22 protein-coding genes and 1 tRNA gene are annotated in these 24306 nt (G+C 51.6%); 6 read left to right on the plus strand and 17 right to left on the minus strand.

All coding sequences use genetic code 11. From position 1 onward, the window contains the following. Position 1: 1 nt before the first annotated feature. Positions 2-880, minus strand: a complete 879-nt coding sequence (locus WC562_01055; protein MFA5054751.1) for a cohesin domain-containing protein — start codon at positions 878-880, stop codon at positions 2-4. A gap of 148 nt (positions 881-1028) precedes the next feature. Here WC562_01055 and WC562_01060 point away from each other — a divergent pair, with 148 nt between their 5' ends. Next, positions 1029-2333 (plus strand): MFS transporter, encoded by a 1305-nt coding sequence (locus WC562_01060; protein MFA5054752.1) that lies wholly within the window; start codon positions 1029-1031, stop codon positions 2331-2333. Here the strand turns inward: WC562_01060 and WC562_01065 are convergent. The 6 genes from WC562_01065 to recF form a co-directional block, all read right to left on the minus strand. Further along, on the minus strand, positions 2311-3087 hold the full coding sequence (locus WC562_01065) for an NAD-dependent deacylase (protein ID MFA5054753.1): 777 nt from the start codon (positions 3085-3087) through the stop codon (positions 2311-2313). The two genes, WC562_01060 and WC562_01065, sit on opposite strands and share 23 nt — an antisense overlap. Before the next feature lie 17 nt (positions 3088-3104). Further along, positions 3105-3794, minus strand: a complete 690-nt coding sequence (locus tag WC562_01070) for an HNH endonuclease (GenBank protein MFA5054754.1) — start codon at positions 3792-3794, stop codon at positions 3105-3107. Positions 3795-3800: 6 nt separating this feature from the next. Then, a complete protein-coding gene (locus tag WC562_01075) occupies positions 3801-4073 on the minus strand; it encodes a type II toxin-antitoxin system YafQ family toxin (protein ID MFA5054755.1) in 273 nt (90 codons plus the stop codon). After that, positions 4073-4333: a type II toxin-antitoxin system RelB/DinJ family antitoxin gene (locus WC562_01080; GenBank protein ID MFA5054756.1), complete on the minus strand. Its 261-nt coding sequence runs from the start codon at positions 4331-4333 to the stop codon at positions 4073-4075. The genes WC562_01075 and WC562_01080 overlap by 1 nt, the downstream gene beginning before the upstream one ends. 200 nt (positions 4334-4533) lie before the next feature. Further along, the gene (locus WC562_01085) at positions 4534-5364 is read right to left on the minus strand and encodes a patatin-like phospholipase family protein (GenBank protein MFA5054757.1); all 831 of its coding nucleotides are present in this window, start codon (positions 5362-5364) and stop codon (positions 4534-4536) included. A 63-nt stretch (positions 5365-5427) separates the two neighbouring features. Beyond that, positions 5428-6543, minus strand: coding sequence for a DNA replication/repair protein RecF (gene recF, locus WC562_01090; GenBank protein ID MFA5054758.1), 1116 nt, complete (start codon positions 6541-6543; stop codon positions 5428-5430). A gap of 210 nt (positions 6544-6753) precedes the next feature. On the opposite strand from recF, the gene WC562_01095 reads away from it, so the two are divergent. After that, positions 6754-7320, plus strand: coding sequence for a hypothetical protein (locus WC562_01095; GenBank protein ID MFA5054759.1), 567 nt, complete (start codon positions 6754-6756; stop codon positions 7318-7320). Positions 7321-7526: 206 nt separating this feature from the next. Here WC562_01095 and WC562_01100 read toward each other — a convergent pair whose 3' ends face one another. Together WC562_01100 and WC562_01105 are read right to left on the minus strand one after the other, a co-directional pair. Then, positions 7527-7775, minus strand: a complete 249-nt coding sequence (locus WC562_01100; GenBank protein MFA5054760.1) for a hypothetical protein — start codon at positions 7773-7775, stop codon at positions 7527-7529. A gap of 220 nt (positions 7776-7995) precedes the next feature. Beyond that, entirely contained in the window at positions 7996-8853 is an 858-nt protein-coding gene (locus WC562_01105) for a DegV family protein (GenBank protein ID MFA5054761.1), read from the minus strand. A gap of 544 nt (positions 8854-9397) precedes the next feature. Here WC562_01105 and WC562_01110 point away from each other — a divergent pair. The 3 genes from WC562_01110 (at position 9398) to WC562_01120 (ending at position 12387) form a co-directional block, all read left to right on the plus strand. Next, entirely contained in the window at positions 9398-9928 is a 531-nt protein-coding gene (locus tag WC562_01110) for a cache domain-containing protein (protein MFA5054762.1), read from the plus strand. 95 nt (positions 9929-10023) lie between these two features. Further along, the gene (locus WC562_01115; protein ID MFA5054763.1) at positions 10024-11073 is read left to right on the plus strand and encodes a carbon-nitrogen hydrolase family protein; all 1050 of its coding nucleotides are present in this window, start codon (positions 10024-10026) and stop codon (positions 11071-11073) included. Between the two features lie 372 nt (positions 11074-11445). After that, entirely contained in the window at positions 11446-12387 is a 942-nt protein-coding gene (locus WC562_01120) for a hypothetical protein (GenBank protein MFA5054764.1), read from the plus strand. Between the two features lie 17 nt (positions 12388-12404). On the opposite strand, the gene WC562_01125 is transcribed toward WC562_01120, so the two are convergent. Beyond that, complete coding sequence (locus WC562_01125; protein MFA5054765.1) at positions 12405-12863, minus strand: divergent PAP2 family protein; 459 nt, start codon at positions 12861-12863, stop codon at positions 12405-12407. A gap of 316 nt (positions 12864-13179) precedes the next feature. Beyond that, positions 13180-15726, minus strand: a complete 2547-nt coding sequence (gene glgP, locus WC562_01130; protein ID MFA5054766.1) for an alpha-glucan family phosphorylase — start codon at positions 15724-15726, stop codon at positions 13180-13182. Between the two features lie 392 nt (positions 15727-16118). Here glgP and WC562_01135 point away from each other — a divergent pair, with 392 nt between their 5' ends. After that, positions 16119-18050: an FAD-dependent oxidoreductase gene (locus WC562_01135; protein ID MFA5054767.1), complete on the plus strand. Its 1932-nt coding sequence runs from the start codon at positions 16119-16121 to the stop codon at positions 18048-18050. A gap of 280 nt (positions 18051-18330) precedes the next feature. On the opposite strand, the gene WC562_01140 is transcribed toward WC562_01135, so the two are convergent. The 6 genes from WC562_01140 to argC all read right to left on the minus strand — a co-directional run bounded on the left by WC562_01140 (position 18331) and on the right by argC (position 24306). Next, on the minus strand, positions 18331-18516 hold the full coding sequence (locus WC562_01140; protein ID MFA5054768.1) for a YqaE/Pmp3 family membrane protein: 186 nt from the start codon (positions 18514-18516) through the stop codon (positions 18331-18333). Between the two features lie 422 nt (positions 18517-18938). Next, positions 18939-20750 (minus strand): hypothetical protein, encoded by a 1812-nt coding sequence (locus tag WC562_01145; GenBank protein ID MFA5054769.1) that lies wholly within the window; start codon positions 20748-20750, stop codon positions 18939-18941. 203 nt (positions 20751-20953) lie between these two features. Beyond that, a complete protein-coding gene (locus WC562_01150; GenBank protein ID MFA5054770.1) occupies positions 20954-21361 on the minus strand; it encodes a hypothetical protein in 408 nt (135 codons plus the stop codon). Between the two features lie 396 nt (positions 21362-21757). Beyond that, complete coding sequence (locus WC562_01155) at positions 21758-23014, minus strand: hypothetical protein (GenBank protein MFA5054771.1); 1257 nt, start codon at positions 23012-23014, stop codon at positions 21758-21760. Positions 23015-23164: 150 nt separating this feature from the next. Then, positions 23165-23237: transfer RNA gene (locus WC562_01160), tRNA-Glu, on the minus strand. 49 nt (positions 23238-23286) lie between these two features. After that, entirely contained in the window at positions 23287-24306 is a 1020-nt protein-coding gene (gene argC, locus WC562_01165) for an N-acetyl-gamma-glutamyl-phosphate reductase (GenBank protein ID MFA5054772.1), read from the minus strand.

Here is a 24306-nt window from a genome sequence, read left to right on the forward strand (position 1 = left end):
CCTAATTCACAACGGTGACGGAGCCGTTTGTCCAGCCTACATTCGGGATAACGCTATCGACCCATGCCATCCATCTAATCAATGTGTGTTCTCCTACCGGAGAGCCGCGCCCTTCAACGAATGATAGCTGGCTTGTCCCCGCGGCGACTGCCGTGAAGGTAACCCTGCAAAGCATGCCCGACCCGCTTGCACCATAGCCATTATTCTCGTTGTTCGCCCAATCAGCGTTGTCCCATACCACGCGTATGAGTCCTGATTCCATTATCTGATAAAAAACTTTCGTGGGGTTGAACTGACTCCCCCAGTTAACTGCTATCGATCCTTCCATCTCAATAATGTTTGCGTTGAAACTCAAATCGAAGTAGGCGAAAGTTAGATAGGTTGCCTGCTCTATATTGATATCGACACTGAACTGGCTATCTCGCTGCACCTGGCTTGCCGTGCTGATCGACACGACAGTCGTCAGCGTTTGGGTCGAAGTAGGAGTAGCTGTTGGCGTAGTTGTCGATGTCGGCAGTGTTCCTCCTCCGCCACCTCCGCCCGAAGGCGTCGAAGTCGGTTCAGGCGTTGGCGTGGCTCCGGGCAGCGTTGCGGTAGGTGTTGCCGTTTGAGTCGGCCCCGGTGTCGGCGAGGAAGATGTTGGCACGGGCGTCTGGCCCGGGGCGGACGTAGCTGTGGGAGGATATGTAGCTGTCGGCGTTGCGTCAAGGTATGCGGTAGAGCCCGGTTGATATGTCGGGGTAGCTATGGCGGTATCGCCCGGCTGCAGGGTTGATGTGGAGGTGGGAGATTTGCCGGCAAACTGGACTATAACAACGGTGATATTAATCGCGATTACGATTAAAAAGGCGATTATTGCGATTTTCACGTTTACTTTCATTGGTATGAACCCCGTGTATTGCGAACAAATTCAGAGTATACATGGATGTGGTGTTTTGTCAAATAGAGAAATGAATCCGCGCTCCCGATTGTGTGCTATAATCTCAATCGTATGCCGAATATAACTCGACCCGTGAAAAGAGCTCAGCATGCCGGACACTAAGAAGAAGGTTTTCTACGGCTGGTTCGTTGTTGCCGGCGCGTGGATATCTACCTTCGTCTGCTCTGACGCGCTGGGCTCGTTCAATATATTCGGCCCGGAGCTGACCAAGCCCGTGTCGCAGGGCGGCCTGGGCCAGTCGATGGGGGTGCTGTCTGTCGCCTATTCCATCGACATGATCGTGATGGCGGCGTTCTCGGTTGTAGCAGGCATGCTTGTCGACCGTTTCGGGCTGAGGCGGCTCATGGTCATCGGAGCCATCATCGCAGGGACGGGATTCATCCTGCTGAGCCAGATAAATCATGTCTGGCAATTCTACGTTCTATATGGAATCATCGCACCCGCCGGCGTGGCCTTCGGCCACGTCGTGCCGTCGGTGTCGACCGTCCGCCGCTGGTTCATGCGGAGGGCGGCGCTGGCGGTAAGCCTGGCTATGACCGGCTCAGGCATCGGCGTTGTGGTACTCGTGCCGCTGTTCTACATGCTGATAGAGAGGTCGGGCTGGAGCGCGGCCTATATCGTGATGGGGACGACCATCGCCGCGGGCATGATAATCGGCAGCATGCTCATGCGCAAAGACCCCGAATCGCAGGGCACATATCCAGACGGTATAGAGGCAACCGCGTCGGAGATTGCGGCAAGGCCCGATTTCGCCGCGCGCAGCCAGCGCTGGACCGTAAAGGAAGCCCTCAAAACGCGCACCTGGTGGCTGTTCCTCTTCGCTCAGTTCTACTACCTGGCCGTGCTGGGATTCATCGGCCATATCAAGTACTGGGGCACGGAGGATTTGAACCTTTCCAGCGGCTTTTGCGTTGCCATGGTCAGCGTACTTGTGGGGGCGGCGGCGGCCAGCAGGCTCATAGCCGGCATCATATCTGACTGGTCGATGAAGAAATTCAATGTCACCCGCAAACCGGTGCTGTACGCGTGTACTTTCCTGGTGGCAATCGGCAGCGTTGTTGCCATTCAGATCGGCGCCGGTAATCATTCTGGGATGATTGCGGTGGCAATACTGGTCGGCATGGGCTACGGCATCGGCATGGCCATGTTCCCCACGTATCTGGGCGATCTCTTCGGCGTGGTCAGTGTGCCCAAGCTTTACGGCATAATGTATCTTATGAGCGCCGGCGTCATCGGCGGCATCGGCCCCTCGCTATTCGGATTTATCCACGACGCCGCGGGTTCGTACGATACCGCTTTTCTGATCACGGCGATAATGTGCACGGTCTCCGCCGTCTTCCTGTTCCTCATCAAGCCGCCGCGCAAGGTATCTATCGAGCCTTCATCTGCTTAATGCGCTCGATTAAAAGCGGAAAGCACTCCGCCGCCGGCGCCCTCAGTATCACATCGCATATCTCAGTGAACGGCGTCTCGTAGGGATTAACCTCGATTAGCTTTGCTCCGCGGTGTTTCGCCGTCGATGGAAATCCTGCGGCAGGGTACACCGTCCCCGATGTGCCGAGGAGTATCATGCAGTCGCACTTGTAAGTCTCTTCCTGGCAGCGGTCCAGCACCCGTGGCGGTATCGGCTCGCCGAACATTACGCCGTCGGTCTTGATGAGGCCGCCGCAGGGGCAGTGGGGCGGCAGCACCTCCCGGCTTATCTCGTCCATCTCATATTGGGCATGGCAGGCGATGCAGCGCAGCTTGAACATATTGCCGTGTATCTCGGATAGTTTCTTGCTGCCGGCCCGCACGTGCAGATTGTCCACGTTCTGCGAAATGATGTGCTTGAGCACGCCGAGCTGCTCCATCTCGGTGAGGGCGTAGTGGGCGGGGTTGGGCACGGCGTTCTGTATCGTTTCAACGAGTTCCTTCATATAGCCCTGGGGTTTGGTGTATTTTTCCCACCAGTCCTTGGGGTCGTCTAGGAAACGCTCAAAGCTGCTCCCCTCCGGCTCGCCGTACTTTGTCCACAGCCCGCCCGGCCCGCGGAAGGGCGGTATGCCGCTTTCCACGCTCATGCCCGCACCCACAAGCGCGATGACGTAGTCCAATTTCAATATAGTCTGCGCTGCTTCATCTATTGCATCAGTTAGACTCGACATAAAATAACCTCGCCCAATTATTCGATTCTATCGTGTTTCTCAAGATTGTGTTTTCCACAGAGAAGCTGGATATTATCCGCCGTAGTTGAAGAGCCTCCTTTTGACCATGGAATTATATGGTCGAAATGTAGGTCGTTTGTTGACCCGCATTTTGTACATTTGCCACCATCGCGTTTCCATACCTCTAATTTGATTTCGGTCGGAATTACTCTCCGTAGTCGTGATTGTTTTGGGACTGGCTTGGAAAAGTCCTCTTCTCCTTCCACTGCGACTAATTTAAATTTAAATACCTTTCGCCCATGGGTTTGCTCCATCCAAGAATCAATTAGATGAAACACTCCATTATACGACCAGATACCCTGTTTGATTTTTTCGTAAACACGGATTCTCTCTGGTGGCCGCTTTTCTAATTTGTAATCTTGCGCGGCTTTATGAAATAGGCCATTTTCTGTAAGTTGGCCTGAAGGGGTGAACTCTGGTTGATCGACGACTTTGGGATTAGAGTTTTGTGAAGAACGTGGTTCATCATGTCCTTCGTAGATTATTGTAGACCCATCATCTTCGAATCTATCTGCATATGGCGCGCCTGGCCTGACCGACATCAAGATTACCGAATGATTATCATTGAGTTGGTAATTCATTCCTCTCTGGAGGCTAGTACCTTCTCGCAGGCACATTTCAATATAACGTATGATTTCGTTAGCCATATTCAATTATTCCTTAAACAAATCCGCGTGCGTGCCCATGCGCTCGAAGATGATTCTCGGTTCATCGAGCTTGTAGATGAGCAGCCAGTCGGATTCAATATGGCACTCGCGGCGGCCGACGTACGGGCCGAGCAGGCGATGGTCGCGGTGGATCGGGTCGAGTTGTTTACCGGCTATTAGTTCGCGCAGGATGATCTTGAACTTCTCAAAGTCCTTGCCGCGGCGCCTGCAGCGCTTAACGTCTTTCTCGAACTGTCTGGTATATGACGAGGTGTACATCAGATCCCCAGTTTATCGCACATGTCATCCGCGTCTTCGCAGACGATGAGGTCGCGCCCGGCGTCGGTGGACTCGAACGTGCGTTTGGTGCAAGCGCAGGGGATGGCTACGTCGAAGGGAAGGCCGTCGCGCAGTTCCACCTGCTTGTAGAACATAGTGATGGCCTGTGTAGAGTTCAGCCCCAGCCGTTTGAATATAGATTCTGCGTGCTCCTTCAGGTTGGGTTCTACTCTTGCTCTGACCGTTGAAGTTTTGCTCATGATATTGCCTCCATCGCGCTCAATAATGTAGCACATACGGGCTACAATGTCAATGAAACGGATGACAGTTTATTCAAACCCCTGCTATCCCCCAATCTTGGGGGAACTTAAAAAGAGTAGGGGACACCCCTAAAACCCCATCAGGAGAAAAATCTCCTGTACCTCTTTTTTAAAATACGCGAGTGTTCCCTTCATATCACCTAGCCAGCCTTAAGCTTTGCGATTTTAGCCCTCAGCTCTTCCATGGCAGGCTCGGCTTGGTGAAAGACATCTTCCACCTTGTTGAAATCGAGCAGCTTCACATTGTGAATGTCCGGGTGGACGAAGATATCCGGCTGCAGAATTTTCATCTTAGCGGCAAGGTTTGCTGTTTGCATGATCCTTATAGTGCCAAGAGCCGACTGAATGAGCGAGGGTACTTCGTGCTTGTGAGCAGTAGGCGTTCCGGAAACGTCCACCGCTATAGTCACATCGCATAAATCCAAAATATGTTCATAGGGCACTATATTTACAACGCCTCCATCAACAAGTATCCTGCCTCCGATCGAAACCGGGGTGAATACAACGGGAATTGCGGCGCTGGCCTTGACCGCAGGGAGCAGTTCGCCCGTTTTAAAAACCACTTCCTCGGCTGTCCAGTAATCGGTTGCTATGACTATTAATGGAATTTCGAGCTCTTCGAATGTGGTCTTACTGATCTCGCCGAATAAACGGTTATAGAACTTATCCGCCTTTATGATCCCGCCGCGCGCGTGTGCAGGGGCGAAGGCACTGGTCCACTCAAGTATATGTGCCCTTTTATCGATTACATCACGCAAGCGGTCGTCTTTCGAGATGATGTGGCGTCTGACGAGCTTCTTTATGTCTTTGCCGGACATGCCTGAGGCGTAAAAGGCGCCGATGATGGCTCCCATGCTGGTTCCTGCGATGACGCTTGGCTTGATATCCAATTCGTCAAGGACCTCCAGAACGGAGATATGCGCGAGACCGCGTGCGCCGCCGCCGCCCAGTGCCAAACCTATTTTATGCATTCATCCCATCCTTTTATCGTTTCCCTCTCTTTGTTAAAGAGAGGGTTAGGGAGAGTTCGATTATTATATTCGAACAACTGTTCCGTCGTTGACCATGAAACGCGCCGCGTTTTCCAGGAATCCCGGCTCGAAATAGTCTATATCCGTTGTAGTGATGACGACCTGATTATATGACGATACGGCTTCCAGAAGCTGATGCCGCCTGGTCGCATCCAGCTCGGAGAGCACATCGTCCAGCAGTATGACGGGCTCGTCGTTCAGCCTGGAACGCAGATAGCCCGCCTCGGCCAGCTTGAGCGAGAGGGCGACGGTGCGCTGCTGCCCCCTCGATCCGTATGTGTTTACATCGTTGCCGTTGACCGTAAACGACATGTCGTCGCGGTGCGGGCCGACCACGCTCATGCGCTGCGCTATCTCCCTTTTACGCACCTCCTGCAGCCGCTTGCGGAAGCCTTCAATGCCGACGCTGGGGAGATAGTTGATCTGAAGCTCCTCACCGGAGCTGATGCGGCTATGGATGGGCGGGGCCAGCCGGTTGAGCTCGGCGATCAGATGTATCCGCTGCTCGATGATAATTGCGCCGTGCCGTATCATCTCGCCGTCCCAGAACTCAAGCTGCCCCTCGTCGGCGCGGCGCTCGGCGATTAGCTTGAGCAGATGGTTGCGCTGGAGCAGAACCTTGCCATAAAGCTGCAGGGCGTGCAGATACTTCGGATCTACCTGAGAACTCGCCATATCGAGATATCGCCTGCGCTTTGAAGGCGTTCCGTAGATAAGCTCTATATCTTGCGAGGTGAAGAGCACCGCCGCGATATGTCCCACGACTTCTATGGCCCGCCGCGGCACGCCGTTTATCTTAAGCTTCTTTTTAAACTGGGGACCTTCGTTCGATTGCGTAACGATAATGGCTATCTCGACTTTCGTTTCACCGGCCCTGGTCTCGACCTGCGCCGTGACGCGGGCGGCGGCGATATCGCTGTCCAGACATCCCCAGTTGACCAGCTCGCGGTCGGTCGTCGCTCGATGCGACTTGGTTGCGACCATCATGTACATAGACTCAAGGAGGTTAGTCTTACCCTGGGCGTTGTCGCCCTGGAACACGATTAGATTAGCCGGGAGGTCCAGATCAAGGATCCGGTAGTTGCGGAAGTTCGTCAGGCCGATATGGGAGATATGTATGGGACACCTCCATCTGGCATCGGTTTAACTCATAATAACTCTACCCCGAACAGCAACAAGGCGCAATACCTTGAGATGATTACTCGACAAGGACCTCCCTTGAACAACGCCATCTCCTTCTATATAATCGCTAAAGTAACAAGTATCCTTGATTAAACGACGAAATACGGAAGCATCTAATCTGCTTAAGATTAACGGGAGACGACTTGAATGAAGGAAAACAAACAGGCACTTAATCAAGAATGGCAAGAACGGAAGATGATTCTCGATATATTGAGTCAGGGAGCTGTAACGGTGAGCGAGCTCGTCGAGAACATCCGCGAACGCCAGAGCAGACTAAGCGCTATGGGACAGAAGGTGCCGGACCGTTCCGACAATAGCGCCTACATGGATTGGATCGCCGAGCTTAAAGACACACATCTGGTCATCGACAGCGGATCCAGGCTGCTGCTGACGCCGCTGGGAACGTGGCTACTGACATCTACCTGCATCAGCACTCTAAAGGAGCGTTTCCTTTTCATCAAGAGGATAACCTGTGCACGCTGCCACCTGGCAGGATTCGTCTCCGTGCTCAAAATCAGGCCGGATACATCCAGCAAGGACCCGAGGAGCAGGATGCTGATAATGACCGTCGAATGCCCGAAGTGCCGTCAGGTGGAAAACAAAGCGTTGACCGAAACCCTCACCGCGAGCCAGTTTAAGAATTTATATAACCTGGTTCTGGAAGATTTAAAGAAGAACGTTAAGTTCATGCCCCAGCTCGTCCTGCCGCGCTAGGAGATTATCGAGCGGAGATCTGTCGGCGCCACTATAGTCATGTAAAAGCGAGACATACCACAGAGAAAGCGCTGCGGAAGATTAATCTCCTATCGTAGTTTTAGAGACTGCTCAGAGCCTGTTGAAGGGAATATCACATGAAGGCGGCCGACCGGTTGCCGCTACCCGATATCCAATGTACGGGGAACTAACATGGGGTTCGGGTTTTAAAACCCCGCCCTCGCGTCGGAGCACAACCCGTCCCCTTTGCACTTCCAGCAGGTATAGCCCCTGTTGTGATCCGGGTCTTGCCCCCATCCCTGACATCCGGGACAGATGCCGCGGTTCCTGAAACGGTCGTCGGCCATACCAGACCCGCCGCAGGTGGGACATTGCTTAGGCTTCCACTCATTAAGAGGCAGGTGCTTGGGCCCTTCTATCTCCCCTCTTCCCTGGCAATTCGGACAGATAATCATCAGTGAATCCTCCCTCTCATTGGTCAGCCGCTGCTTTAAATAAGCGCGATTAAGACAGATTACATTTTGCGGTGCTGCTTTGTCAACCTGAACACCGATGTGAAAGGGAAGAGGCTTGCCGTATCAGAAGGCTAATTCTGACATTAAAATTACTGTGCGATATCTTAACTCATATACTCGAATTTACCCGTCCTAATGTCAGCACGCACTAATAGCCCTCTCACAACTGATCAAGCGTCTTCAGGCGAATAACCGCGCCCAGAGTCCCCGGCCCAACATGCACCCCTAACACGGGCCCCATATTCACGATATTTATAGGCACAGGCTCTCTGTGCAGGATCGATTTTATCCTGCCCGCCAGCAGCTCGGCGTCATCCGGCACGGCGCTGTGGACAACCGCGATCTCCTTAAGCTTTCCAGCTGTTACAACGAATTGACGGAGTCTGTCAAGGGCTTTGTTATAGCTGTAAACCCTGTCGAAGGGCAGAAATTCGCCATCACCGATAGTCAACAAAAGCTTGACCCCCATCACTGTGCCTAAAAAAGCTTTAGCCTTGCCTATGCGGCCACCCCGGTTAAGATAATCAAGGTTATCGAATATCCCTAAGTAATCAATCTTGGGAATGTTATCCTTCACCGAAGAGACTATATCATCGTATTTCTTTCCCGCTATTGCGCCTCTGGCGGCATCCGTAACTAACATGCCCAGCGCGGCCGATACCCACAGAGAATCAACAACCTCAACGGGACAACCGACGTTGGCGATATCCCTGCCCTTCATCGCATTCTCGCAGGTTTCACTCATTTTGCTTGAGATATGGATAGAAACGATGGCGTCAGCATCCTTTGATGCTGTGCGGTAGGCATCAGCGAAATCCTGCGGCGTGGGCGGCAATGTTGTGGGCAGGATAGGATCGCTTCCCAGGCGGGAGAACAACTCATCGGAGCTGATATCAATACGATCGCGGTAGACGTCGTCCCCAAACTTCACATATAGCGGGACCTCCGTTATGCCCAGCTCTCCGGCAACGTCGGGCGGCAGATCAGCGGTGCTGTCAGTCACAATCTTTACTGTCATCGTGTCACCTTTAAAATATCGGCTCGATAAATTTTAACAGTTTTACATTATGGCGGCCTTTTGTCAAGACAAACGTATCGGACAACAGTGTTGCAACTGCATGCAGCGAAACGATCCACAATCGCGCTGGTCCGCAAATGATGACCTTAAACGCAATGGACTCCGTCAGAACTTCTGTGTCTTAATCCAGTCGAGCGTTATCCTGAACGCTCCGTCAGCGGAATATCTGGGCTGGTAACCGAAATCACGCGTCGCCTTATCGTGAGTGAAGGTGTGATCCAGACAGAGGCAATAGACCGAAAACCTGTGAAGTTCGATTTCGGGCTGAGCTTTTCAGCGAACCAGGCAAGCAGGTCGCGCCTGCAAGCCATTGGTATAAACGTCGACATCTCCTCAGGGCCACTCGCTCAAATCCAGCGTCGACGATCATTTGATAATCAACTATATTACAAGTTATTAACGGCGATAAGCTCTTGGCTTACGACTTTGAAATTTCCCGCCCAAGGTATTACAATCGATTTCGATAGTTTCGGAGGACTTGAATATGAGATTAAAACCCAATCAAAAGCTGTATTTATCCTCTGTCGCTTTTCTAGTTCTAATGACGCTTTCCCTATCATCCTGCGGCAATGCGGGAGATGATGCTTTGACACAGGAGGAAAGCAACAGCAGGGTAGCGGTAGCGGCGGTTCATGTAGCTGCGGCGGGGCTGGGAGAAATCTTGGAGGGCATGGATGAAACTCAGCAGATCGAGACCATCCGCGAGTTCATTGATCCCATACGGTTTTTCGATGATGCGTCGGGATATTTCTATGTCTACAATTTCGACTGCGTCAACATAGCGCACGCCGTGGACAAAACCCTGCCCGGACAGAACCTCTCCGATTATCAGGACATGAGAGGGCTCTATGTCATCCGCGAACTTTCGACGGCGGCGCAGGACGGGAGCGGATTCGTCACATATTACTGGCCGCATCCTGAGACGCAGCAGGAACAGGAGAAGGTGGGATACGTTGAGACGATACCCGGCACTGGCTATTTCATCGGCACGGGGTATTATCCTGATACGGAGTAAGTGAAGCCAATCAGAAAGGTGTTGACTTTCCATAATCTCCCCAAAGCTACTAAAAGTTTCTCCGTATATAAGCACGTTGGATATAAAAGGCATCTATGAATAACGAGCAAAGAGAAATCGAACTGAACACATGGTCAAGCGCAAAACAGAGCGATGCTCTGTCTGCCGAATTTATCAGAGGTTACAAGATAACGGATGTGGCATTTTCCGAATATGAAGGTTGTCCCACGTTCATGATAGCCAATATAAATTCCACGCATGATATCGGATACAACCTCTCGCGCATGGAGATTATCGTACAGGCAGCCCACGAAGAAAATGTGGATATCCTCGTCTTACCGGAGCTTTGCATCTCCGGCTATATCTGGAAAACCGATAATAAAACAGAAGTTCTGGATCAATTGAAGGCCGGTAGTAACCGCCGGCCGAAGGTAAAAAGGGTGCTGGACAACATAAAGGCCGGGCTCGTTGACCGCGGCGACGGACTGAAGATGGTTTTTTTCAGCAATGTCAGGATGGGTACACACCGCGACGAGATATACGACAGCACATACGTGATGACAGCTAATTCTGATTACAACAGTACATTCTATGATAAGATTTTCTTGACTCCTATGGAAAAAGTGTTTTTCCATAGAGGAAACGGCAGAAGACTGGTGCTGGATACGCGGTGGGGCAAGATAGGAATAATGATGTGCTATGACCTGTGCTTTGTGGGATTGGGGAGAAGATATGCTTTTGACGACGGTGTAGATGTCATCATTGTTCCGTCCGCCTGGCGGATGGAAGCGATTCGCAATTACCCCTTACTTAACCTGCAGATAGATAACTACTACCAATTCATCTGGAGGTTGATGCACTCAGCGCTGGCTGCCCACAACCAGGTTTGGAGCATAGGAGCTAATTGCGTGGGCGTTTTTGATAAAACCGGAGGACGCTTCTGCGGCGAAAGCGGCATCTGGAGCCCTTCAGGAATTCCGCTGGTTCGGGCATCTCATGAAGAAGAAGAACTGATAGTTATACGCCATCTTGAGATACAGGGACATATGAGATACCAGGCAAAGGAAGACTTTGACTACAGCCTCGACTTCAATGAAGTCTACCGGGAGATAGCTGACATAAAGCCGCGATGGGTATTGCCTTGATTTCAACCTGATACCAGCGCTATAAACAGGTGCCGATATGGTATCGTCACCCTAATCTTCACCTCTAAACAAGCTTCCTCCGCACTCCTCCATCCATGCCTCTATATTCAACTTGACCATTATTTCATTGATAAACCTAAAATTTATCGATTATGCCCGGTTTAGGTGCATATCAGTTGACTTTCTAATTATCTATACATAAAATATATGTCTGCACCGAGCATTTCTATTAAATCAGGGGAACTGGAAAGTAGAGATTGTTTCGAAAATCGTTCCGAGACTGACACGACGATTGTAGTGTTCTTAATGTTTTTATCTAAATTAACTCTATATCTGCCTTGTGGCCAATAATTTTATTAAAAGGAGACGATAATGGTAGAGAATACCGATACCAATACTTTGAAACATCAGGAGCAAAACGACATATCCGAGGAAGAAACCAAAGAGTTGACTCGGAAAGGCACACGTAAGATAGCAGCCAAGACGCTTCCGGCAATCCTGGACGATCTTGATGAAAGCCTTACCATTATAGCAAATGACCTTCGTATGGCTGAACAAGCGGCTAGAGACGCGGGAAAGTCCGCGGAGGCCGCAAAACAGGCCGCCCTTGACGCCGGATCACATGCGAATGAGGCCAAAGCCGCTGTAGAGGATGTCCTCGCGGCATCAAATAATTTTGACGAATCCTCCAAAGAAGCCCTAGCCAAAGCGGGAGAAGCAAGCCGCGCTTCAGATGAAGCCAGGATAGCTGCAGAGGCCGCGTTGCTGGCAGCTCGGATGGAAGCGGACCGCGCTTCAAAAGCTCTGACTGAAGCTGAACAGGCAGCACTTCTGGCAGGTTCATACGTGGATGAAGCCAAGTCTACCGGAGAGGATATAACAGCTAAAGCGAAAGATTTTGATGCTTCCTCCAAAGAAGCCATAGCCAAAATCGGGGAAGCAGGCCTTTATTCAGACGAGGCCAGGAAAGCAGCGGAGGCCGCGCTGCTGGCAGCGCAAGAGGAAGCGAACCGGGCTTCCAAAGCTATGGAAGAGGCAAAACGGGCCGCCGCTGAAGCAGCCAGGATAGCTCAGGATATCGAGAGCAAGATTGCGCAAGCTGTGGGTGTAGCCGACAAAGTCGACGATCTCAGTAAACAAACGGCTGAGATGATTGAAAAAGCGGCGGCGGAAGAAGAAGAAGCACGCGCGCGCATGCTGGATGCCGCCAAGGCGGTTTTAAAAAGCTTCCTTTCCTCGTGGCAGTTTGTCGTTATCGTATTGACGATTATTGTTATCGCGGTATTGATAGCTGTAGCCCTGCCCAGCATTTAATCGCCACCCGACCTGCTCTATCCTGCGGCAACTTTAATCCATAACAATGATATGCTGATGCCCAGAAATCCGCCCACAAAGACCTGCAGGGGAGAGTGTCCTATCAGTTCTTTCAGCTCACGGCCCAGCTCCTTAACGGGCCGCCTTTCCTGTATTTCTTTAATGACTCGATTCAGAACAACCGCTTGTTGTCCGACCGAGTGTCTCACCGTTGCGGCATCGTACATAACGATGAATGCCAGCACCACACAAATCCCGAACGCAACCGAATCGACACCCTCGACAAGCGCCACGGCGGTAGCCAACCCGGCGACTAGCGCGGAATGAGAGCTCGGCATGCCGCCGCCGCTCACCAGATACCGCAGGTCAAGCTTCTTATTTTTCAACAGAAACAAAATTACTTTACACAGTTGCGCAACAGCCCAGCAAAGCAATGGAGCGATCAATATGTTATTATTTATAAGTTCATTAAACATATTTTTAGTCCGCTTCCAACCTTTATATCATAAAACATTAAGAGGCCACTCCGTCTTATACGACTTCATACACGATATTGTCCCGGAAATTATACACCTAACACTCGATATCATAAAGGCAACGTAATTAAACGCCGTAAAGAAAGGTACCGCCGGGTCTTCGAGAACATAAGATGAAACGATAGCTGGTACATCCGATTAACGGTGAGTTAAACGTTCAGAAGTAATTATTAATATGAACTTTAGGCAACCCCAGTCTAAGCATGCGCGATACTATATTCGCGACCTTTGATATCTCTTATCGCCGCCCCGTCAATCATCTCTGCCACAGTATTTGAACTGCTTCCAGAGGGATACCGACTCCATCATATTTTGGTATCACCCTCGCCGTATAATCTGACGCAGGCCGGGTAGCTGATACCGCTGCAGTGTAGATGTAACCTCCGACGTTACCCACCAACTGTCGGCTTTGCTTCATCTCCTGCAATATCGGACTGCCGCCGTTTGGCCCATCCGCATAAAGCTCCACTCGAACTGCATTCGGATCGATGTTGTTGAGATAGACCTGAACCTCAATAATATGCTGTTTGCCTCTGGTTTCCACCTTCACATCGCCGAAGCGCATCTCGTCCCATTCTTCTTCCAGCGAACGCCGCCAGCTAACTATATGACTGCCCGCCGCGCCTTTGCGCGCCGCCCGCGCACGATAGGATGCCGCAGATGGGAGGTAATGCTGCTCGGTGTATTCGCGCACCGAGCGATTTGCGGAGAATTGAGGTGTCAGCCGTGCCATGCTTTCCCGTATCCTGTGGACCCACCTTGTGGGGATGCCGTTCTTGTCTCTCGTATAGAACTCAGGGATAACCTCCCGCTCCAGCAGGTTATAGAGCGCTTCAGCCTCTACGGCATCACTATCGAGCCCTTCGCCGGGCTCGGCGCTGCCTCCCAACGCCCACCCCACCTCCGGCGTGTAGGCCTCGGCCCACCAGCCATCCAGCTCGGACAGATTAAGGCCTCCGTTCACAAGAACCTTCATGCCGCTGGTTCCGCTGGCCTCCCATAGATACTGCGGCGTGTTGATCCAGACATCTACACCCTGCACCAGATTCTCGGTCAAATGCATATCGTAATCGGAAAGAAATACCGCATGCCGGCGCACCTCGGGCTGACGTATGAAGCGAGTCCATTCCCGAATCATGTCCTGTCCCGCCTGATCCTTGGGATGGGCCTTGCCGGCGATAATTAGTTGAACAGGGCGTTGAGGATCGGACAGCAAGCGGATCAGCCTCTGCGGATCACGCAATAGCAGATTCGGCCTCTTGTATGTTGCAAATCGGCGCGCGAAACCAAGCGTCAATGCATTCGGGTCAAACAGGTGCTTTATATAATCAATGATATCGGACGACGCGCCCGTCTTAGTGATCTGCCGCGTCAGCCGTTCACGGGCATATTCAACAAGCGCACTGCGCACCTCGGCGCGGAATTGCCATATCCTGGCATCGGAGATGCGGCGGATATTCTCGCCCACGTTATCCATCGTCCCCAGCCAGCGATCTTTTCCACAGGCCTCGGTCCAGAGATCGTCGGCCTCGGGCGAATCCCATGTAGACGTGTGGACCCCGTTTGTAACGTGACCGACGGGCACTTCTTCCACCGGCCAGCGGGGGAACAGAGGCGCAAAGATACGACGGCTCACCTTTCCATGCAAGCGGCTTACGCCGTTTACCGAGCCGCTGCCCCGCATAGCCAGATAAGCCATATTGAACGGTTCCGATAAGTCATCGGGGTTCCGTCTGCCGAGCGCAAGCAAATCTCTGGTTGAGATACCGAGCCTTTCCTGGGCATACCAGCCGAGGTATTGATCGATAAGACCCGGAGCGAAACGGTCAAATCCGGCAGCTACCGGTGTGTGAGTGGTGAATAGATTACCGGCCCGCGTGGCAGCCAATGCTACTTCAAAAGGCTGGCCTGTATCTTCCATGAAATTTCTGGCGCGTTCCAGCACAGCGAAGGCGGCATGCCCTTCGTTCAGGTGGCAGACCTCCGGATGGATGCCAAGCGCACGGAGCAACCGCCATCCTCCGATCCCGAGCATAAGCTCCTGTTTAAGCCGCAACTCCGACCCGCCCCCGTAAAGCTCACTAGTAATTCCCCTATGAGCCGGGTAATTAGCGGCGTCATTGGTGTCCAGCAGGAAAAGTTTCACCCTGCCGACCTGTACCTGCCAGGCACGCAGCCACACCGAATAACCCGGCAGCTTAACTTCCAGCCGCAACCACTCCCCGTCCGGTTTTCGCAAAGGTACGATCGGCAACTGTCCGGGGTCGTTATAGGGGAAGAGAGCCTGTTGCGCCCCATCTTTGTCGATAACCTGTCGAAAATAGCCTTGCTGATAGAGCAGCCCTACACCGACAACGGGCACGCCCAGGTCGCTGGCCGCTTTTAGCTGATCGCCGGCCACATTACCAAGTCCGCCCGAATATATGGGCAGGGCTTCGCTAAGCATGAATTCCATGCAGAAATAAGCTACACAGGTCAAAGGAGATTTCTGATGATTCTGCTGAAACCACTCGGGCTCCTCCGACTTGCGGCGTTTGAGTTCTAAAAGCTCGGCCACTTCTTTGCGAAATTCGGTCGTAGCGAACAGATTTTCAAGTTTATCCCGCGAAACCGCCTGTAAAACAGCCCATGGATTTTGCGTCAGTCTCCACAGTTCCGAATCAAGTTCTCTCCAGACCCTGTCGCCGTAATGGCTCCAGGACCATCGCATATCCAGGGCAAGCTCAGCCAGAGAATCGAACCCTTTTACTTCCGAATGCATAAAAGAGCACATGGTATCGCCGACATATGTTTGCTTGTCCATTGTCACCCCTCAAGGTTTCTTATTAATGGAAATTACAATTGCGTCGATGAAGATCTTCTGGCTTCTCTAATGATTTTTAATCAGACGATTTGACCTGCCCCCGGTAGCTTTACACTTACATAGACTCAAGTTACCCATTTCTTGATAAGCAGGTAGGAATACTCTAATGTTGAGGGTATTATTTGTCAAGCACGACAACCGTAAATCTGAAGCTAACTCATACGCAAGCAACACTTTGGTACCCCCAAGTGACGCGAGTTCGAACGTTTGAACTATGTCTAACGTATGAGAGGTGAATAATTGATGAGGTTAAAGATCAAATTGACGTAGAACTTGGTATAATGATGGATACCGCAATCGGGTTGAGGTGTAAGATGAACGGACAACAAGCTATGTTGAGAGAACTCTTCAGACCGGTAAAGATAAATCATATGGAATTAAAGAACCGTATCGTTATGCCCGCTATGACCACCATCATGGGAAATTCCGACGGCACGGTCAGTGATAAATTTATCGAATACTATACCGCCAGGGCTAGAGGGGGCGCAGCCCTGATCATAGCGGAAACCGTTGACGTGCATCCTTACACACACAATCTCCCCCTGGGAGACAGAGGATTTACCGCTATCTACGATGATAGATTCATCCCCGGTCTCAGGCGTTTTACCGACAGCATACATACCGCCGGCGCCAAAGTTTGCGTGCAGCTTCAGCACAGCGGCCGCGCAATGATCATGTTGGACCAATCCCAACCACCCCTGGCTCCATCAGCTATCCCGCATCCGGGGGGCGCAACGCCCAGAGCGCTCACTATCAGCGAAATTGAAGAGCTGGCGCAGGCCTTCGGCGCCGCGGCAGGCCGGGCCAAGGCTGCGGGATTCGATGCGGTAGAGATACACGGAGGCCACGGATATCTCATCGCCCAGTTCATGTCAGCCTATTCGAACCGCCGCAGCGACAAGTACGGCGGCGATCTAATGGGAAGGCTTCGCTTCCCGATGGAGGTACTGAGTTCGGTACGAAAGAGCGTAGGCCCCGATTTCCCGATCATCTTCCGCCTCAGCGCTGATGAGAGGGTTCCCGGCGGGCGCGGCGTGCTGGAATCGGCGGCCATGGCACCGTATCTGGAAAGGGCGGGGTCCGATTGCCTCAGCATCACTACAGGCATGCATTTCACTATATATTACACAGTTCCATCGATGAGTCTGCCCAAAGGCCTCAATGCAGAGGCTGCGGCGCAGGTGAAAGCCGCTGTTAACGTGCCGGTAATCGTAGCAGGCCGTCTTAATGATCCAGTCTTAGCCGAATCGGTGCTGGCCCGGGGACAGGCGGACCTGATAGCCATCGGGCGCGGCTTGATAGCCGATCCTGAGTTGCCCAACAAGCTGAGAGAAGGAGACTGGAATGACATCAGACCGTGCATCGCCTGCAACCAGGGCTGCATAGGCGCTCTCAGCGTCGGTTTCCCGTTCTCCTGCCTGGTGAACCCGGAGGCCGGCCGTGAACGCGAGATGGAACTCAAAACCGCATCGCGGTCAAGAAAGGTATTGGTAGTCGGCGGCGGCCCGGCAGGCATGGAAGCCGCCAGAACAGCTGCCCTGCGGGGGCACAATGTCACACTCTATGAGAAAGATGATCATCTGGGCGGACAATTCCATACAGCATCTCTACCCCCGTCGAAACAAGATATATCCCAATACCTCAATCACATGGAGAACCAGTTGCATAAGACGGGAGTGAAGGTTGTCCTGGGACAGCCTCTGACCGCTACGAAGGTGACTGAGGACAGACCGGATGTTCTGGTGATTGCCACAGGCAGCCGTCCTTTTATTCCGAAGCTGCCCGGCGTGGAGCAGAAGAACGTGGTGACAGCCGCGGATGTCCTGACAGGGAAGGGCGCAGCCGGACAGAAGGTGCTGGTGGCCGGAGGCGGGCTCGTAGGTTGTGAGACCGCTCTGTTCCTGGATGCGTTGGGCAAGAATGTCACTATTGTAGAGATGCTGCCGGAAGTAGCTGCCGATCTGATTACGGTTCCTAGAGAGGCGCTGAACCGCAAGCTGAGCGAAACACACGTGACCGTCTTAACATCCGCGACGATTGTGGAGTTCACCGGCGATGGAGTCATCGTAGAACGCAACGGACGCCGTGAGAACATAGGCGGCATGGACACGATTATCTTAGCTATGGGTATGGTTTCGGTCAATGAACTGGCTAATGAAGTCAAAGATAGAGTACCTGAAATCCATGTGATCGGCGATGCCGAGCGGCCACTGAAGGCGATGGACGCTATTGCAGCCGGCGCCAGTATTGGCAGACAGATATAGCAATAGCTGTATTGATCCTTGGCTTTTTATTTATTACCGTTACAACAGAGGCTATTGTATTGTGGTACCCCCAAGTGTGAGAGGCTCGAACGTTCAGACCATACGGGAATACTCTAATACCAGAGTTGAGTATTTATTAAGTTATATCAGCGGGGACAGCCTGCCATACTTCTCCCGCCGGAGCCATTTTTGGTGACGGACGTGCCTGTATTCTCTCCGTTTGTAAGGGAGACCGGCCCGTCGGCCATATCCAAGGTGATGATCTGGTCGCCGCTGGCCTCTATTTTTTGTCGGTCAATACCAACCAAAGCGCATGGATAATGCCGCCTAACCAAACCAGCAAGAAGCACAAGACGAGATTAATCCAGAAATGTAGAGAGAGTCCGACCTGTAAGAATGCCGCTACCGGCGGTAGAAATATGCAAAGAATTATTTTTACAATCCACATGGTATCCTTGTTCTTCATGTCTACCCTCCTCTTTAAAATGATTCTGCATTATAAATCGAGTAATACCTAGTGTCAAATCTTGTCAGCGGATTTCTTAGTCTCCTTCCACATACCCGCTACCATTACACACCGGACACTGGTCGGTCTGGCGCACGCCGTATACGGGCGGAAGGCCCCTCTCAGAAGCGGAAGGTCCTTTCCGCCTGATCTCGCCTGTTCCCTGGCAATTTGGGCATAATACCGGATTCTTAATCATTACTATATTTGTGCAAAGTACAGAAGTCGCGAGTGAATTAGCTAGGGAAAATTCTACACCCAAGCGGCGGAGGTTCGAACGAGTGATCTAACAGATACGAGGTAGAATTCAACCTCTTCATCTATAGCAAGTGAGACAGGAAATAGCTAAGGACGTAACGGACCTATTAGCAACCAAACCTGCATCAATTGCAGTCGCCTTCGTCGTAGCCGCATTCAGCGTAATTGCAGTCGCTGTCGCACTTGCCATCCCCGAGCCACTGACTCTGGCACCTCCAGTGAGTCTCTTCGCAATAATAGTCACAATCGCCTCCGTCATATTGGCAGCCTGCATTGAAGCAAAACCAATCGCACACATGATCGCCGATCATGTAGCTGGGACAACTGGAATCGCAGTTGCCGGCCTGAGTGGTGGGAGCCGCAGTGGCAGTCGGAGAGGTGGTTGTAGTTGGGGTCGCGGAGCAGTCGCCGCCGTCATAGCCGCATTCGGCGTAATTGCAGTCGCTGTCGCACTGGCCGTCCCCGGATTTACTCAAGCACCCTGGGACTACATCATCGCAAATTTCGTCACAGTCGCCTCCGTCATATTGACAGTCTGCATACATGCAACCTGTGTCGCACACGCCATCGCCGATCCATCTGCGGTCACAATGGTAGCCGCAACAGTCCCCTCCGTCTCGATTGCAGGGTGTATTGTCGCAATAATAATCGCACTCCCCATTGCCAATCTTGGATTGGTCGCAAGCAGTGTCAGCGCAGGTGCCGCTCTGAGCGGTAGTCGGAGTGGGAGTTGGGGTGGTAATCGGCATCGCAGCCGTTATCTCCGGTGACATGACCAAGATACCTCCGAAGGAAAAACATGCTGCGATTTCCTCGCCTCCCTTGAGATCGGGCACAATGATCGAGAAGTATCCGTTGGCTGCTTGTGTTTCAATATTCGTAAGGCTATTGTCGATAAAAAATTCCACGAGGCCGTTGTATTTGATGGCAACGGGGTATTCAGCGGTGGTGATATGAATGATCTGGCCACTCAGCTCCTTTTTTGACTGGTCCAACTGCAGGGTTACCTCAAATACGGGTATGAAATTCTTCACCACATGTACCCCGGCTTCAACGATAGTGGGGACGAGCTCGCTTGCTTGTGACTGGACGTTTTCAAGTGTGATGCGCGGGTAGCCAGGGTATTGCTCTCCGTATATGTAATCCATGAAAACGGATTTGTGGGTGCACAATTGTACTCGTCGCCCGCTCGGGAAGGCGTAGACATAATTGGATGAAACTTCATCGTAAATAAGGTTATCCAACTTTGGAGCGGGATAGTCTTGCATTTCGTTGCGGGAACTGTAACCGTTTCCCGAGATAGTTTCATCTGAGAAGAAATACTCGTTAGTGAACTCGGCCAGCGCTCTATTGATGTCTATGGCTTGATCGGCGTTTTCGAATTCGGCCTTGAGGTATGGATCGCAACTGTCCCCGGCATATTGCGCCACCCATGCGGGATTGAATCCGGATTCGTAGGGGTCTGAACCGCCGACGCCGGTATAACCTCCATGGGCGTCATTGCGAACGTGGGGCGGGCAGCCCATATCGGCGGTGTTATGCAGAACTTCGCCCAGACAACGGAAAGCCATCGCGAGGTTATTGTTACGCGTCTTCTCATTGCTTGATTCAAGCGCGATTTCCATGTACAACTTTCCATTTTCCCAAGACCAAGCATTATTACCATTCACATCAATGCCGGAGAAGTGCCAGGTTATAGCATCAACAGGATTGTCCATCGCAGCCGATGCAAAATTCAAGTCTGAAAGAGCCAGCTGGCCGCCATTCAGTCCCAACGGGTCGTAGAAATGGCGATAGGATGCGGGGATCTCTGGTTCATCTGCGGAATAGCCGCCTTCGATGATCCATTCGCGGGCAGTGAGTTCCCTCTCTTGCGTGGTTGCATCCCAGTAGCCCGCGGCGGTAATAGACGGACCCCTGAGATCCATGTAGTTCATTGAGAATGTGTAGTTTTCAAATTGGGTGAAGGAAGCCGCTCGTTCGATGAATTTGTCCACGATCACTGCGTTGAATGTACGATGGGCGGATACGTTATTGTAACCATAGACATTAGAAGAAGAGATCAAACTGGAGCAGATCGGTATCAGGAGCGATACGATTATTAATATATGCATCAATTTTTTCATTAAGGTTTTTACCACTAGAAATCCTTCAGTCTCCAAATGCCATCTTCACCTAGCGTCATGGTAATCTCGTATTTCTTATTTTCGTAGGTCACTTCGTATACGGCACGTATAGCGTCGATGGCAACGAGTTGCCGAGTTCCGAAGATTACCTGGAAGCCGGGTAATAGTTGCGAATTCTCGGTTATTGCCGTTTCGTAGAATTCGAAGGTGTCGGGGTCGATGTAATTCTGTAGTGCCTGGATATCGGAGCTTATAAATGCCTCTTCGATATTATTTGTAGCTTCGATTAGCTCTATCGACTCTGTCATTGTGCTATCATCTCTCAGATTGGTTGACGAACCGCCGCAACTGATGCCGATGCCGGCGGCCAAGGCTAACACTACTATCAAACCTAGAAATATTTGAGTATGTTTATACTTCACTAGCCCTACCTCGTAACTGGAAATATCGAGGTCATATTAGTGCAGGGTGACGACTATTGTCAACGTTTGATTATTATATTCTCACTTACACGACAAAGAGGAAAAAGAGTAACGAATACTAGCCTTAATGCCTGATGTTATTGCTATATATGCATCTACTATACTTACATATAGTTATATTACATTACATAACTAAACCACGAATTTAAAGCTGACTCAATCTTAAAAAACACTTTGGTACCCCCAAGAGGTAGAGGTTCGAATGTTCAAATTTCAGTCTATTTCAGAGTTCCGGACGTTGAGGTAAACTAGGAGTTACTGCTGGCTACAAAGAAAGGGGACTAATCGATAATGGGTAGCCCCCTTTTATACCACAAGGCTTCTCTGCTAAGCTGTCTACTTTGAGTTTTCCCAAGCGCAGTAGAGTTGAGGCGTTTCCTTCCCCAGACGACTGGCAAGGTCTAAATTTTGAGTTAGGCCGAATCCTGAAATGCCTCCCAGGGCGCCATAATGCCCCTCGCATATTAGGACACATGTCGTAGATACACCATTTATCCTGGCCACAGAGACTATTTGATCGAATGTGTCACTATCTCCTGCTATGTCCCACATCGCCTCTATGAGGGAACTCATCCACTCCCCCCCAATATCTGATGGGTTGAAATCAGTCTGTCCATATTTGTTGTCCCAGTCGGGACGGGCCAACTCTTCAGCACGACAAGCTGTACTTATAACACATACGTTGTCGAGCGTTTGAAGCACATCTATGAAGCTCCCGCTGTGGCATGATGTGAGCATGAGGTTGAAAGCAGTATCAGGGTATTCCGCCATCTTGCTTCTAAAATCCCTGTCCCATATTCTCTGACCACCCAGCCATACACAACTGTCCCCGCCATGCGCGACTATTGAGATGGTTATCGGATTTAGATTGTTTGCTACCATGTTGTCGATTTCATTAAGCACATCGTCAGCTTGATCTTGAACCAGCCCCTTGATTTCAGAACACGAGCTCCTATACGCATTGAAAAAGTTGAGCCTATTCACGTAGTCGTCCACAGAATGAGTAAAAAGACTCTCATCTGGCATAAGCCCCTGCACCACGATAAACCCTTCGCATGTTTGTAAAGGAAGGACGGGGAAATCGAATTCCAGTGGTATGCCTGAAGACTCTTCTATCTCGACATTTGAGGAAACCACGTCATCATCACCAGGAATAGTCCTGACTAATCCCTCAGGGACCGAATCGTTGATACGAGGCCACCAATTGGCCTCATATTCCTCATGATTGCCGTACTTATCAACAACTATATACTGTACGGGGTGCTCATAGAAGGCACCCGGCTCAAGATCGAGATAGAAGAAGTACGAATCTTCTTCCAGGGTAAACTCTAGGTTCTGGCCGTAATCCTCCTCTATCATTGTGCCTGCGGAAAGCATTGAATCCAGCTTGAGACACATATATGGAAGCCCACCTTCAATCTCCGGGACATTCGGGAGTATGTCTTCTATCACAACGGCGATAGCATCCTCTATGTCTGCTTGTCCCTCAGTAACAGTAGTTGGTAGGCCGGTACCAGATTCATCACCACATGATAATCCCGTTACTAATAATGTGCATATTGCCAATATCATTAAAGCTCGTGTGACTTTCATTGGACTACCTCCTCTTGAGAAGTACTTTGTGGGTGACACAAGATTTTAACACTTTAATGCTGATGAAAGAGTATGTCAAGCTAAACTAACTGCTGTTGTTCAAAATAACAATACAAAATACACTTGCAGCGACTTAGCTGAGGAAAATTCTACCCCCAAGGAGAATTGAACTCCTGTTTCCAGCTTGAAAGGCTAGCGTCCTAGGCCACTAGACGATGGGGGCGTCCGCGGGAACAGACCTTTCGTATTTTATCACAGCGCGGCGGAATTGCCTACGGGTACAGCGCCAGCGTCTCCAGCGCCGTGGACTCGGGGTAGCCCAGCATCAGGTTCATGTTCTGTATCGCCTGGCCGGCGCCACCTTTGATAAGGTTGTCGATGCAGCTGACGACGATGAGTCGTCCTGTGCGCGTGTCGACGACGGGGTGTATCAGGCAGAAGTTGGTGCCCAGCGTCTGTTTGGTCTGAGGCGGGGCGTCCACGACCTTAACGAAGCGCTCGCCCTTGTAGAAGTCTTTATATATATCGACGATCTTCTTTTTATCGATTTTGACGTCCGCAAGCTTGGCGTAGCACGTGCTCAGTATGCCGCGGTTCATCGGGATGAGATGCGGCACGAATGTCGCGTTGACGGACAGCTTGGGATTGAGCGTATTGAGTTCCTGCACTATCTCCGGCAGGTGGCGATGCCCCTCGATGGAGTAGGCCGATACGCTCTCGTCGACCTCGGCGAAGTGCGTCTTGAAACTCAGCGAGCGTCCGGCGCCGGACACGCCCGACTTGGAATCTATGATGATATCGGGATCGATGATGCCGGCCTTGACCGCGGGAGCCAGCGCCAGTATCGCGCTGGTGGGGTAGCATCCCGGATTGGCTACGATGCGGCACGAGGCGATGTTCTTACGATTGAGCTCCACCAGACCGTAAACAGCCTCCTTGAGCAACTTGGGTGTCGGATGCTCGTGCTCGTACCACGCGCGGTACTGAGACGCCTCCTTTAGTCTGAAATCAGCGCTGACATCGATAACTTTTATGCCGCGCTCCAGAACCGCGGCGCAGGCGGCGGCGCTGTCCTTGTGCGGCAGGGCGGAGAAGGCCAGGTCCACGAACCCCAATTCCTCCTTGATGGTCAAGTCGATATCAGCCAGGTGCGGCAGGAAATGCCCCAGCTTCTGTCCCGCGGCGCTGCGCCCCGTCACCGAGGCCAGTTCGACCTCTGGGTGCCCGTGCAGCAATCTCGCGATCTCCATCCCGATATATCCGGTTACGTTGATGATCCCAACTTTTATCAT

Source organism: Dehalococcoidia bacterium, assembly GCA_041649635.1.
In the GTDB taxonomy this organism is placed as follows: Bacteria; Chloroflexota; Dehalococcoidia; order E44-bin15; family E44-bin15; genus JAYEHL01.